General features: G+C 72.2%; 12 protein-coding genes. 5 read left to right on the top strand and 7 right to left on the bottom strand.

The window, feature by feature from the left end; translation table 11 throughout:
• Positions 1-24: 24 nt before the first annotated feature.
• Both ACGFW6_RS26540 and ACGFW6_RS26545 read right to left on the bottom strand, forming a co-directional pair.
• A complete protein-coding gene (locus tag ACGFW6_RS26540; RefSeq protein ID WP_393514705.1) occupies positions 25-1,830 on the bottom strand; it encodes a hypothetical protein in 1,806 nt (601 codons plus the stop codon).
• A gap of 200 nt (positions 1,831-2,030) precedes the next feature.
• Positions 2,031-3,416, bottom strand: coding sequence for a transcriptional regulator (locus tag ACGFW6_RS26545; RefSeq protein ID WP_393514708.1), 1,386 nt, complete (start codon positions 3,414-3,416; stop codon positions 2,031-2,033).
• 318 nt (positions 3,417-3,734) lie between these two features.
• Here ACGFW6_RS26545 and ACGFW6_RS26550 point away from each other — a divergent pair, with 318 nt between their 5' ends.
• The 3 genes from ACGFW6_RS26550 (at position 3,735) to ACGFW6_RS26560 (ending at position 6,852) form a co-directional block, all read left to right on the top strand.
• The gene (locus ACGFW6_RS26550) at positions 3,735-4,397 is read left to right on the top strand and encodes a bifunctional DNA primase/polymerase (RefSeq protein ID WP_393514711.1); all 663 of its coding nucleotides are present in this window, start codon (positions 3,735-3,737) and stop codon (positions 4,395-4,397) included.
• Between the two features lie 92 nt (positions 4,398-4,489).
• Entirely contained in the window at positions 4,490-5,263 is a 774-nt protein-coding gene (locus tag ACGFW6_RS26555; RefSeq protein WP_393514714.1) for an ABC transporter ATP-binding protein, read from the top strand.
• Positions 5,260-6,852 carry a transporter gene (locus ACGFW6_RS26560; protein ID WP_393514717.1) on the top strand — a complete coding sequence of 531 codons (1,593 nt, stop codon included), beginning with the start codon at positions 5,260-5,262 and terminating at the stop codon, positions 6,850-6,852. The genes ACGFW6_RS26555 and ACGFW6_RS26560 overlap by 4 nt, the downstream gene beginning before the upstream one ends.
• A gap of 207 nt (positions 6,853-7,059) precedes the next feature.
• On the opposite strand, the gene ACGFW6_RS26565 is transcribed toward ACGFW6_RS26560, so the two are convergent.
• Positions 7,060-7,929 carry an alpha/beta fold hydrolase gene (locus tag ACGFW6_RS26565; RefSeq protein WP_393514720.1) on the bottom strand — a complete coding sequence of 290 codons (870 nt, stop codon included), beginning with the start codon at positions 7,927-7,929 and terminating at the stop codon, positions 7,060-7,062.
• Positions 7,930-8,620: 691 nt separating this feature from the next.
• A complete protein-coding gene (locus ACGFW6_RS26570; protein WP_004000347.1) occupies positions 8,621-9,313 on the bottom strand; it encodes a metal-dependent transcriptional regulator in 693 nt (230 codons plus the stop codon).
• A gap of 329 nt (positions 9,314-9,642) precedes the next feature.
• On the opposite strand from ACGFW6_RS26570, the gene ACGFW6_RS26575 reads away from it, so the two are divergent.
• The gene (locus ACGFW6_RS26575) at positions 9,643-10,398 is read left to right on the top strand and encodes an SIS domain-containing protein (protein ID WP_393514723.1); all 756 of its coding nucleotides are present in this window, start codon (positions 9,643-9,645) and stop codon (positions 10,396-10,398) included.
• Positions 10,399-10,477: 79 nt separating this feature from the next.
• Here the strand turns inward: ACGFW6_RS26575 and ACGFW6_RS26580 are convergent, their stop codons facing one another.
• The 3 genes from ACGFW6_RS26580 to ACGFW6_RS26590 all read right to left on the bottom strand — a co-directional run bounded on the left by ACGFW6_RS26580 (position 10,478) and on the right by ACGFW6_RS26590 (position 12,893).
• Complete coding sequence (locus tag ACGFW6_RS26580; protein ID WP_393514726.1) at positions 10,478-11,914, bottom strand: PAS domain-containing protein; 1,437 nt, start codon at positions 11,912-11,914, stop codon at positions 10,478-10,480.
• A 135-nt stretch (positions 11,915-12,049) separates the two neighbouring features.
• Positions 12,050-12,490, bottom strand: coding sequence for a GNAT family N-acetyltransferase (locus tag ACGFW6_RS26585; RefSeq protein WP_393514729.1), 441 nt, complete (start codon positions 12,488-12,490; stop codon positions 12,050-12,052).
• Positions 12,483-12,893, bottom strand: a complete 411-nt coding sequence (locus ACGFW6_RS26590; protein ID WP_393514732.1) for a RidA family protein — start codon at positions 12,891-12,893, stop codon at positions 12,483-12,485. The genes ACGFW6_RS26585 and ACGFW6_RS26590 overlap by 8 nt, the downstream gene beginning before the upstream one ends.
• A gap of 72 nt (positions 12,894-12,965) precedes the next feature.
• Here ACGFW6_RS26590 and ACGFW6_RS26595 point away from each other — a divergent pair.
• On the top strand, positions 12,966-13,431 hold a 466-nt coding region (locus ACGFW6_RS26595; protein ID WP_393514735.1), incomplete at its 3' end, for a LysR family transcriptional regulator.

Below are 13,431 nucleotides of genomic sequence, written 5' to 3' on the forward strand. Positions count from 1 at the left end.
GGCGGCCGGCGTCCACGGCCCGTACTAGAGCTGGGTCGGCTGGCGCTCGGTCAGGTTGTACTTCTTGGCGATCGCGTTCCACAGCCCCGCGGCGGTCTTCTTCTGCTCGCTGGCCGTGCCGCTCGCGCGGTTGCCGGCCTGGGTCTGGCCGGTGGAGCGGGCCTGGCCCTTCCTGCACAGCTTCTTGTTGCCGGACACCTGGTCGGCCCAGGCCGCGTAGTGGTTGTCGGCGGAGGCCGACGCCTGCCACGCCTTGGTCAGCGCGGTGGTCAGCGCGGCGTGGTCCGGGAGCTGGTCGACGGAGAGCTTGGAGAGGTCGGTCACCAGCTTGCTGCGCTGCCCGGCCGCGTCCCGCAGATCCTGGGCGGCGTTGCCGAGGTTGTCGCAGGACTTCACGTCGTCCACCGCGTTGATCACGGCGGTACGGCTGTCGCCACTGTCGGCGAGCAGCTTGTCCAGGGCGACCGCCTGCTGCTCGGCCGGGTCGGCGGACGGCGAGGCGGAACCCTCGGTCGCCGGGGCCGTGGCCGAGACCGGCTGGTTGTCGGCGCTCTTGTCGTCGTCCCCGCCACCACCGGCGAGCAGCGCGCCCGCGCCGATGCCGAGGACGGCGATGCCGATACCGACGGCGGCGATCAGCGGCAGCCTCGATCCGGAACGGCCCCCGCGGCCGCCCCGGCCACCGCCGTCGTCGTCCCCACCGTGGCCGCCGGGCGGGAAGAACGCCGGCTCGTGCGGGTGCTGCTGCGGCTGGGGCTGCTGGAACCGCGGGAGCTGCTGGGTGGCACCGGCCGGTGCCTGGCCGGCCGGCTCGCTGCGGAAAAGGTTGTCGAAGTCGGACAGCGGCTGGCGCTCCCCGCCGCCCGGCCCGCCGGTCACGGGCGGGATGTACTGCGTGGCGTCGGCGTCGCCCCCGGAGACCGGCGGCATCGGACCGGCGCCGCCGGTCTGCCGGGCCCGGCCCAGCACCTGGGTGTGCTCGCTGGACACCTCGGGCGGCAGCGCCCCCGGTCCCACCGGCGGGATGAACTGCGTCGCCCCCTCGTCCGCGGCGACGGGCGGGATGAAACGGGTGGCCTGGTCGTCGGCGCCCATGGGGGCACCGGCGACCGGGGGTATGTACTGCGTGGCACCTTCGTCGAAGCCACCGGCACCGGCGGGCGCGGCGGGCGGCAGCGCACCGCCCTGCCCGTGCTGCCCCTCGGGCGGCAGCGGCGCGGACGGCGACCCGCCGTGCCCGTACGCCGACTGCGGCGCCGGCATCGGGGAGCCACCGGCCACGGCGCCCTGGCCGTACGACGGCGCACCGGACGCCGGACCGTGCGCCCCGCCGCCGTACAACGCGCCGTCCTGCGGCATCGGCTGGGACGGCAGGCCCCCGCCGGCCTCCGGCGCCGCACCCCACGGGGCCGGCGACGGCTGCTGGTACGACTGCTCGTGCTGCGGCAACTGGTAGGCCTGGTGGTCCTGCTGAGGCGACTGGTACGCCTGGTGGTCCTGCTGAGGCGACTGATACGCCTGATGGCCCTGCGAGGGCTGCTGATCCTGCCGGCCCCACGATTGCCCGGGCTGCGCGCCCCAGGCCTGGCCCGGTGCGGCGGCCTGCGCGGGCTGGTTCTGCTCGGGTCCCCAGGGCGTGCCCCAGGCCTGGCCGCCCGGCGGCGCCGAGGGCGGGGGTGCGGCCGGCGGCGTGGCCGGCACCGAGGTCGGCCGGCCGCCCTGGCCACCCGTCATACCCGGCAGCAGCGGCTCACCACCGTCTGAGGGCAGCACGATGCCTTCCCGCGCGGGCCGCGCCGAGGGCTCCTCGCTCCGTCCACTCTGCGTCACCGGGACTCCTACTAATGGGGGACCTTGTGAATCGTCGGCTCACGCTACCGGCTCCGCCGAAGCCGGTGCTACGCAGCCCAGGACGTGACCGGGTTCCCTGTGACGGCGCTAACACTCCGGTCCCCCAACGGCTCTATGCGTCCCCTTCCTTCACCGGCACCTTCCTTTCCCCGCCGTTCACCCGCAGGTGCCCGGTGATTTCACGCAGCCGCCTGAAGATCCAGACGCGCCCCGAACTCCCTGACCACCGGCTCGTCCCGGAACGGCTCCAGCCGCTGCTGGAAGTCCTCCAGATACTCGGCTCCCCGGTTGGACCGCAGGGTCTCCAGGAGCTCGACGGCCTTCAGCCCGGTGTGGCAGGCCTGTTCGACCTCGCGCTGCTGCACCTGAGCTGTGGCGAGCAACACATAGCCGATGGCCCGGCGCCGTGCCTTCGTCTCCGGAAGCCCCGCCAGCGACTCCTCCGCACGCCGTGCCGCCGCCTCGGCCTGGCCGAGATCGCGATGGCAGTGCGCCAACTCGTCGGCGAGATAGGCCTCGTCGAAGTGCTTGATCCACGCCGGGTCGTCGCCGGACTCCGCGTCCGCCGACTCCAGCGCGCCCACCGCGCGCCCGGACGCCAGCTGGGCGGCCCGCGCATCGCCCATCAGCGCGTGCCCGCGCGCCTCGGCCGCGTGGAACATGGCCTCCGCACGGGGGGTCACGCGCCCCCGTGCTCCCTCCTGCGCCGCCCGTGCCAGCTGCGCGATCTCCCGCGGGTTGCCCAGCTGCGCGGCGAGGTGGCTCATGGAGGCGGCCAGCACATAGCCGCCGTACCCGCGGTCGCCCGCCGCCTGTGCCAGGCGCAGCGCCTGGATGTAGTAGCGCTGGGCGAGCCCCGGCTGGCCGGTGTCGATGGCCATGTATCCGGCGAGCTCGGTCAACCGCGCGACGGCCGCGAAGAGTTCCCGCCCGATCGCCTCCCGGTAGGAGCCGGCCAGCAGCCCGGAGACGACGCTGTTCAGGTAGTGCACGACGACCGGGCGCACATGCCCGCTGCCGTACTGGTGGTCCAGGTCCACGAGCGCCTGCGTCATCGCGCGCACGGCCGCCACGTCGGACTGCCCCACGCGCGGCCCCGCCGAGCGGGCCACCTGCGAGTCCGGGGACGAGATGAGCCAGTCACGGCTCGGCTCGACCAGCGCGGACGCGGCGACGGACGAGCCGGACAGGAAGTCCCTGCGGCCCACGTCACTGCGCCACAGCTCACACACCTGCTCGATGGCCCCCAGTACCGTCGGCGAGAACTGGAGGCCGACGCCGGACGCGAGGTTCTTGCCGTTGGCCATGCCGATCTCGTCGATCGTGACCGTACGGCCGAGTTTGCGGCCCAGCGCCTCGGCGATGATCGCCGGTGCCCTTCCCCGCGGCTGCTGTCCACGCAGCCAACGCGCCACCGACGTCTTGTCGTAGCGCAGATCGAGGCCGTGCTCGGCGCCGCACATGTTGACCCGGCGGGCCAGCCCGGCGTTCGAGCAGCCCGCTTCCTGGATGAGCGCCTGCAGCCGTTCGTTCGGCTGTCGCGCGACGAGAGGCCTTGCGGCCATGGCGTACCCCCTGTGGCTGCGGTGCCTGCCCACGCACCGAGTTGACGTGTCTTCCACCGCCGAATCCGGGCCGGGGGCACTGGCTGTGCACCGCAAGGATCCGGCCGTGAAGATCAATGCCCCGTCGGCATACCGAAAATGCGAGGCTTGTGAGGATTGCCGGGGTAAAGGCGGAAGCCGACCCCACAGTGGGCTACCCACCCCCGGCCGCGGATCCTCCCGCGCGCCCCCACACATGCACCCATGCGCCCCAGATGAGAAATCAATGCTCCTCCCCCGCGCGCGCGACGCCCGTAACCGGAGGTGGGTGCGGGAGTTGTGTTGGGCGTGGAAGAGACGATCCCGGCCACCGAAGCCGCACAGATTCCGAAGCAGCGCGGCGAAACGCTGCTGGAGACCGCCGTTCGCTACGCCGAGGAGCGTCACTGGGACGTGTTTCCCGGGACGTGGCTGGAAGCCGTCGACGGCGTGCAGTACTGCTCGTGTGGCGACGCCGCCTGCCCCGCGCCCGGTGCGCACCCCGCGCGCCCCGACTGGGCGACGCAGGCGACCGGGAGCGCGACCGTGGCGCGGCGGATGTGGCAGAAGCAGCCCACCGCGTCGATCCTGCTGCCGACGGGCCGCACCTTCGACGCGATCTCCGTCCCGGAGACGGCCGGGTTCCTGGCGCTGGCGCGGATGGAGCGGATGGAGCTGTCGCTGGGGCCGGTGACGCTGACCCCGGATCGCCGGATGAACTTCCTGGTGCTGCCGGGTGCGGCGGTGAAGGTGCCCGAACTGGTGCGCAAGCTGGGCTGGTCGGTCGGCTCGCTGGATCTGGTGGCGCTCGGCGAGGGCGCGTACGTCGCCGGGCCGCCCACGCGGTTCGGGTCCCGCGGCGCCGTGCAGTGGGCCTGCCGGCCGACGCCGGCGAACCGGTGGCTGCCGGACGCGGAGGAGTTGATCTCGCCGCTCGCCTATGCGTGTGGGCGGGACCGGTAGGGCCAGTCGATCTGCCACGCGTTCACCGTCGGCGACCGCGGGTTCGCCGTGGCTCGTCGCGCAGTTCCCCGCGCCCCTTAGGGTTGGCGTTCATGACGTCGGCCGTAAGTGTGCGTGGGCTCTGGAAGCGGTTCGGGCAGCAGGTCGCTGTCGCGGGCATCGATCTGGAGTTGCCCGCGGGCAAGTTCATCGGGCTCGTCGGTCCGAACGGTGCCGGGAAGACCACCACGCTCTCCATGGTGACCGGGCTGCTGCGGCCCGATCAGGGGTCCGTCGAGTTGGTCGGGCACGACGTCTGGCGGGACCCGGTCGAGGTGAAGGCACGGATCGGGGTGCTGCCCGAGGGGCTGCGGCTGTTCGAGCGGCTCTCCGGGCGGGAACTGCTCGCGTACACCGGGCGGTTGCGCGGGCTGCCGGGGGCCGAGGTCGACAAGCGGGCCACGCAGCTGCTCGACGTACTCGATCTGGCGGGCGCCCAGCACAAGCTGGTCGTCGACTACTCGACCGGCATGCGCAAGAAGATCGGGCTCGCGGCGGCGCTCCTGCACAATCCCGAAGTGCTGTTCCTGGACGAGCCGTTCGAGGGTGTCGATCCCGTCTCCGCGCAGACCATCCGCGGCGTCCTGGAGTGCTACACCGCCTCCGGCGCGACCGTCGTCTTCTCCTCCCACGTCATGGAGCTCGTCGAGTCGCTGTGCGACTGGGTCGCCGTCATGGCCGCCGGACGGATCCGGGCCCACGGACCGCTCACCGAAGTGCGCGGCGAGGCCACCTCGTTGCAGCAGGCGTTCCTCGAACTCGTCGGCGCGAACGGCCGCGACGCCGCCGCCTCCGACCTCGACTGGCTGGGCGGCGGGGCGCGATGAGCACCGACGTGACGGGCGTCTTCGTACGGCTGAAGCTGTCGCTGCTCAGGAACGGACTGCGCCAGTCCGGCGGGCGGCGGGCCGCGTACATCGCCTCGGCGGTGGCGGCCCTGCTGTTCGCCGCGCTGCAGCTCCTGGGCCTGATCATGCTGCGGGGCAACGCGCACGCCGACACGGTGGTCGTCATCCTGGTCGCGGTCCTCGCGCTCGGCTGGGCCGTGATGCCGCTGTTCTTCCCCGGCGGGGACGAGACGCTCGACCCGACACGGCTGGTGATGCTGCCGCTGCGTCCGCGTCCGCTGGTCCGGGCCCTGCTCGTGGCCTCCCTGGTCGGCATCGGCCCGCTGTTCACCCTGTGCCTGTTCACGGGTTCGGTGATCGCCCTCGCGCACGGCGGGGCGGCCTGCGTCGTCGCCGTCGTGGCCGTCGTCCTGGCCCTGCTGGTGTGCGTGGCGCTCGCGCGGGCCGTCGCCGTCGCCAACATCCGGCTGCTGACCAGCCGCAAGGGCCGCGATCTGGCCGTACTGAGCGGGCTGGTCATCGCGATCGGCGCGCAGCTCGTCAACTTCGGGGCGCAGCGGCTCGGCGCCTCCGGTCTCGAACCGCTCGACCCGGCGGCGGACGTCCTGCGCTGGGTGCCGCCGGCGTCCGCGATCGCAGCGGTGCGGTCGGTGAGCGAGGGGTCGTACGGGGCCGGCGCGCTGCAACTCGCGCTGAGCGCGGGCGCGCTGCTCGGCCTGATCGCCATGTGGTCGCGTCACCTGACCCGGCTGATGACGTCCCCGGACGGCTCCACCCTCCAGGCGGCCGGTGACTCCTCCGTCCGCGAGCGGACCCGGACCGGGCTCTCCCGGCTGCTTCCGGCGGGGCGCACCGGCACCGTCATGGAGCGCAGTCTGCGCTATGTGTGGCGCGACCCGAAGACCAAGGCGGCCTGGGTGACCTCGCTGGCCATCGGATTGATCGTGCCGCTGTTCAACGCGTTGCAGGGCACCGGCTCGATCTACTTCGCCTGTTTCGCCGCCGGGATGCTCGGCATCCAGATGTACAACCAGTTCGGGCAGGACACCTCGGCGTTCTGGATGGTCGCGATGACGATCTCCTCGCCCCGGGACGCCTACGTCGAGCTGCGCGGCCGGGCCCTTGCCCTGCTGGTGATCACCTTGCCGTACGCCGCTCTGGTCACCGTCCTGACGACGGCGCTCCTCGGCGACTGGCCCAAGCTGCCGGAGGTGCTGGGTCTGTCGCTGGCCCTGCTCGGCGCGATGCTGGCGACCGGCGCGTGGACATCGGCCCGCTTCCCGTACTCCATCCCGCAGGAGGGCTACAAGAACGTCGCCCCGGGGCAGGCGGGGCTGGCCTGGATCTCGATCTTCGGCGGCATGATCGCGGCCGCCCTGCTGTGCGCCCCGGTGCTCGCGCTGACGATCTGGCTGAACGTCAGCGAGGGCGGCGACGACTGGACCTGGCTGCTGCTGCCCGGCGGGGCCCTCTACGGTGCGGCCATCACCCTGGTGGGCCTGCACCTGGCGGCCCCACGCACGGCATCCCGCCTCCCGGAGATCCTGACAGCAGTCAGCAAGGGCTGACAGAACTTACTGTCACAGGAGCCCCACAGCGCCCCTCCGTCTGACGGGACCGCTTCGAGGTGCGGCCCTGCAACGCCCTTCGCCTGGGGGCGCGGGGAACTGCGCGACAAGCCACGACGAACCCGCGGCCGCCGTCACCCAGCAGCCACCGAGCTCATGGGCGCCCCGCCGACACCCAGCACCCACCGAGCTCATGGGCGCCCGCCGTCACCCAGCCCGCACCGCGTCCAGAAACGGCTCGATGGCCCCCCGCCACCCCTCCGGCTGGTCGTAGTGCACGAGATGCCCCGCGTCGGACACCTCCGCGTACTCCCCCCGCGGCAGCACCCGCACCATCTCCTGCGCCTCGGCCCGCCCGAGCTCACCGTCCAGCCCGCGCACGACGAGCGTGGGGCACTGCACCTGCGTGAGCTCCTCCCAGTGCGCGTCGTACACCCAGGTCTCCCGGGAACGCAGCATCTGGTCCGGCACGAAGACCGGCCGCCACCCGTCCTCGCACTCGTGCATGACCTCGGCGTAGAACTCGCCCCGAGCCGGATTCGGGCGCTCGACCCACGGATCGTCCTCCCCGAACCACCGGCGTACGTCGGCGAGCGTGGCGAAGGGGACGGGCCAGGCCTTGAACCAGTCCGACCACTCCCGCTGCGAGGCCGCGCCGAGCGCGGAGGCCCGCATGTCGCAGATGATCAGGCCGCGCACCAGATCGGGCCGCTTCGCGGCGAGCTGCCAGGCCGTCAGCGCCCCCATGGCGTGGCCGATGAGGACGGCCGGGGCGAGGCCGAGCTGTTCGAGGGCGGCCTCGGCGTCGTCGACGTAGGCCTCACGGGTGAAGGCGGCCTGTGCGGGCTTCTCGCTGCGGCCGTGTCCACGCTGGTCCAGGGCAACGGCGCGGTGCCGCTCGGAGAGCCAGCGGGCGGTGGAGGCCCAGTGCGAGGCGCGGCCCATCAGGCCGTGCAGTAACAGGACACCTGGCCGGCCGTCGTGCTCGGTTGCGGGGTCGGTCTTGGGAGGGTCGCCGAACTCCCAGGCCGCGAGACGTACGCCGCCGGTCCCGGTCACGTCGATGCGCCGCGCCATCGGTCTGGCCCCCCTAGCTCCGCTCGGACCGCGCGAGTCGGACGGTCCTGTCATCCGCGTCCTGCTTGCCGTGCCTGCCGTATCTGCCGCCGCTTCCGTGAGCTCCGTGCGACACCTGCGTCACCTGCGCCGCACGTGTCGTGGATGCCCCCGCACGCGATGTGCATGTCCTGTGTGTCTGACGTGATCTTATGCGCACAATCCTGAAGCGCACGTTCCGCCTGACCTGTCACCCGCAGACTATCGAACTCCTATTCGAAAAAACGGGTCCCGCAGGCAACACCCCTCATTCGAGTGACCCCCTCCAAGGATTGATCGCCATCGTCGAGGGGAGATCTTCACCGGGAGGCGGACCGCTCGGGGAAACCGGTCCGAAGGGGATGACCCTGGGAGCTCGGGGCTCCGGGTCAGCACAGGGGAGGACAGGCCCCGGCGCCGCACGGCGCCGGGGCCCTCTCCACGTTCACGGCACATCCTCGCGCCCCCTCCCAGGCCGGACGCATCACTGTCCGTCACGGCCAAGAGCCCTCAGGTCATATGCCTCACGCGACAGCCTCGCACGCGAATCCGCCGGGCGCTGCGATTCCGCGCACTGAATCTTGGAATGGAGGAGATCGGCGGATCACCACAACTCCCGCTCCCTTACCGGGAATTACACGGGAGAGAACTCGAGATGGACAACTGCCGCCGGTCAGCGCTTGGCGACGAACACATGCGAGGCGACGTCCGCCTCCAGCTCGGCCGCCTCACCACCGCTGCCCACCAGCACTCCGCCCGCGGACTCGGTCACGCTCACCACCGAGCCGGGCTGCACGCCCGCCCGACGCAGCGTGTACATCAGCTGCGCGTCGGTCTGGATCGGCTCACCGATGCGGCGCACGACGACCGTCTTGCCCTCGACACCCGGGTCCAGGTCGGCCAGCGAGACCATGCCCTCGTCCAGGAACGGATCGGCGCCGTCCTTCTCGCCGAGCTCCTCCAGACCGGGGATCGGGTTGCCGTACGGCGACTCGGTCGGGTGGCGCAGCAGCTCCAGCACCCGCCGCTCCACCGCCTCACTCATCACGTGCTCCCAGCGACACGCCTCGGCGTGCACCTGCTCCCACTCCAGCCCGATCACATCGACGAGCAGACACTCGGCGAGACGGTGCTTGCGCATGACACGGGTGGCCAGCCGACGCCCCTCGTCCGTGAGCTCCAGGTGCCGGTCGGACGCCACGGACACCAGCCCGTCACGCTCCATCCGCGCCACCGTCTGGCTGACGGTCGGTCCGCTCTGGTCCAGCCGCTCGGCGATCCGGGCGCGCATGGGGACCACACCTTCCTCCTCCAGCTCGAGGATGGTGCGGAGATACATCTCCGTGGTGTCGATCAGTCCGGACATACGTGCCCCTCGATTAGCTCTGCGATTAGCTCAGCCGGAAGCGAGACAGCTCCGCGGCGCGTGCGCTGGCCCTGCAGTCAATTCTGCCGGATACAACTGACAACCGTGCCGAGCCGTTGGAACCAGGGGGTTATATGGCCGCACCTCGCCGGCCCCACGACCGCCGGCGACGGCCCTTCGCCACCGGCAGCGACCCGCCGCGGGCGCTGCGCCCACCCCGCCGAACCCGCACAGGCGTCACGGGCACACGCACCGTATTGACACCGCACTGGTCCAGACCGCACGGTGATCCGCGACACATTCGCATCCGCGACCCGGGAGGGCACCGCATGAGCGACAGCACGCCGGCCGACCAGTTCTTCGACGCCGCGATCGGCCTGCTCCAGCGGGTCCGTGACGAGGAGGCCGAGAACATCGAGGCGGCCGGCACCCTGCTCGCCGACACGGTCACCGCCGGCGGCCGGCTCTTCGCCTTCGGCGCGGGCCACTCCTCCCTCGCCGCCCAGGACATCGTCTACCGCGCGGGCGGCCTCGCCCTGATGAACCTGCTGGCCGTGCCCGGCGTCGTCGGCGTCGACGTCATGCCCGCCACCCTCGGCTCCGCCCTCGAACGCGTCGACGGCCTCGCGAGCGTGGTCCTGGACAGCTCCCCCCTCCGCGACGGCGACGCCCTGGTGATCATCTCCCTGTCCGGCCGCAACGCCCTCCCCGTGGAGATGGCGACGGCCGCGCGCGCCCGCGGCATCAAGGTCATCGGCGTGACCTCGGTGGCGTACGCCTCGCAGACGACGTCCCGGCACGCCTCCGGCACCTACCTCAAGGACCACTGCGACATCGTCCTCGACTCGAGGATCGCGATCGGCGACGCGGAACTCACCCTCGACACCATCCCCGCCCCCTTCGCCCCCGCGTCCACCGTCGTCACCTCGGCCCTCCTCCAGGCCGTCATGGCCACCGCGGCCGCCTCCCTGGCCGGCCGCGGCATCGAGCCCCCGCTCCTGCGCTCGGGCAACGTGGACGGCGGCCACGACTGGAACGCCCGCGTGTTCGAGAAGTACGGGGACCGGATCTTCTACCGGCACTGAGCCGGGACGGATCTTCCACCGGCACTGAGCCGGGACGGGCGCAGCACCACACCGGCGCCGAAGGCCGCGTCGGCCGTGCCTACTCCCGCTCCACAGCCCCCGCCAGATCCAGCGCCGAAGCGATCCGTACGGCCACGTCCTCCGCGTACACGGCGTCGCCGCGGCCGAAAGCGGTCCGGCCCGAGCCGCGCAGGAACGTCACGACGCCCAGCGTCCGGCCACGGCTGCGCAGCACCGCGCACAGCACGTGCACCGCGTCGGCCGGCCACTGGCGGGCCACGGCCCACTCGCGCGCCCGCTGCGGCGGCAGATCGCCCGCTTCCGCCCGCACCGAACCCGCCCGCGCCACGCACTGCAACGCCGGATGCCCCTCCGCGTACCGCACGGGCAACCCGGCCTCCCCGCCGAGCCGGCTCGGACCCGGCGCACCGGACGGTGTCACGGCGACCCGGACGAGCCGTACGGGATCCTCGGCCTCCCCGCCCGCCGTATCGGCCACCGCACCGCCCGCGACCCGGTCGATCAGCGCATGATCGGCGAACCCGGCCAGCGCGAAGTCCAGATGCACCGTCGCCGCCTCCGCCGGGTCCTCGCACTCGGCGGCGGCCCGTGCGGCACGGTGCAGCTGATTCGCGCGGAACCGCAGCATCGCGGCCTCCTGCTCCGCCTGCTTCGCCTCCGTCATGTCCTGGAAGAGCCAGCCCACCCCCAGCGGAACAGGCTCCTCCGCCAGCGGCGAAGCCAGCCGTACGAAACCGCACCGCCAGCAGCGACGCCGCTCACCGTCCGGCGTGCGCACACTCACCCAGATCTCCGCCGGCGCCGGCGGCGCACCCTCCGCCAGGACATGCGTGAGCGCGCTCTCCAACTCCTCGACACCCTGCGCGAGCAGCTCACCCAGCGGCCGCCCCAGCACCGACGTACGCCCGATGCCCAGCGCACGAGCCGCGTGAGCGTTCACAACCGCCGGCCGCAGATCCGCGTCGACCAGCACCACACCCCACGACGCGTCCTCGAACAGAGCCTCGCTCAACGCGATCGACCGCTCCAGATCGATCTGCGCGTGCACCTCGCTGAACGCGCAGTACACCCCCGCCGGCTTCCCGTCGGGCCCTCGAACGGCCGCCGACTGCGTACGGACGAGCACCCGCCCGCCGTCCTTCGTCAGCAGCGCGAACTCGTGCACCTGCCGCCCCGGAGCCTCCATGGCGGACATCAGCCGCCCCTCCACCTCCTCGGCGTCGGCCTCACGCACCGCCCACCCGGCGAACCCGTGCCGGCCCACCGCCTCGGCCGCGGTCCAGCCCAGGATCCGCTCCGCCTCACGGTTCCAGTGCGTGACGACCCCGTCCCCGTCGAAGGCGCACAGGGCCGCGTCCATCCCGTCCAGCAGCGCTGCCAACAGATCGGAGCCGCCTGCCGAACCCTCCGAAGCCGCCGAACCGTCCGGACCGTCCCGCTCGGGTTCGTCCGGTCCCAGCTCGTCGGTGGTCCCACTACGCCGGGAAGCACTCACCTGGACCCCCTGCCAAGCCGCGTCCGTACGTACTCCACGTCGGTTCGCTCACTTGCAATCATCTAACTGGAACGTGACCCAGCACACACCGAGTTCCCCAAGATTGAAGGAATCGTTGTACGGGCCGAGGTGCGCCTACGCCAACCGCAGATCCACCCACAGATCCGGCCCCCCGTCCGCCACGTACCGCTTCTTCTCGACGAACCCGCGCGCCTTCGCGAACCGCAGCCCGTCCTCGTTGTCGGCCGCCACACACGTCTCGATCGCCTTGGCACCCAGCACGCGCGCGTACGCGAGCCCGTGCCGGAACAGCCTGGTGCCGTACCCGTGCCCCCGGTACTCGGGCAGCACGCGCGCGACCACCGTCGCCACCGCGTCCCGGCCCTCCGGCGGCCGCACGGTCGAACAACCGACGAGCACATCACCCACGTACGCGTTCCGCAGCCGGTACCGCCTGCTGCGCCTGCGCACCTCACTCAGATCCATGGCCGCGGGAGGGACGATCACGTTGTGGACGTGGCGCCACTCCACCAGCATGGCCTCGCCGTCCACCGGAACAATCCGAAGATCAGACACACGTGCCATTTCCCCTGCGCGCGTACACCTCAATCTCGATCTTCATACGAGGATCCGCGAGCCCGCACACCATCATCGTCGCCGCCGGCCGGACCTGACCGAAGTACCGCCGCAGCACCGGCCAGCACGGCTCGAAGTCCGCCCGCTCCGGCAGCAGATACCGCACCCGCACCACCTCGGCGAACGAACTGCCCGCCTCCGCCAGCGCGGCCCCCACATTCCGCAGGCACTGCTCCGCCTGCTCCACCACGTCCTCGGAGATCGTCATCGACGCGTAGTCGAACCCGGTCGTCCCCGACACATGCACCCAGTCCCCGTCGACCACGGCACGCGCGTACCCGATCTCCTCCTCGAAGGTCGACCCGCTGAGCACCGCCCGCCGCACCACCTGCCGCTCCGTCATGCCCGGAACGCTAGGTCGCGCGCACGCATACGTCTAATACCTCTCCGACGGCCCCGTGATACCCCTGGAGATATGGCCGCCGAAGACCCGGAGCGCCCCGAACTCCCCCTCCCCCAACTGCACGCCTTCACCGTCCTCGCCGAAGAACTCCACTTCGGCCGCGCCGCGGCCCGCCTCGGCATCGCCCAGCCGCCCCTCAGCCAGCAGATCCGCCGCCTGGAGGCCAAGGTCGGCCACCCCCTGTTCACCCGCACCCCCGGCCGCATCGCCCTCACCCCCGCCGGTCAGGCCCTGCTCCCGGCCGCCCGCCACGCCCTCACCGCCCTCACGGACGGCCTCACCGCCGCCCGCGCCGTCGCCACCGGCCGCACCGGCACCCTCCGCATCGGCTTCGCGGCCTCCCTCGCCCTCACCGTCCTGCCGGGCCTGCTGCGCACCCACCGCGAGCACTACCCCGAGGTCCACCTGGACATCAGGGAGATGACCACGGCACCGCAACTGGCCGCCCTGCGCGCCGAGACGATCGACATCGGCCTCC

Origin of the sequence: Streptomyces sp. Y7, from assembly GCF_043195415.1 — a bacterium.
GTDB lineage: Bacteria > Actinomycetota > Actinomycetes > Streptomycetales > Streptomycetaceae > Streptomyces.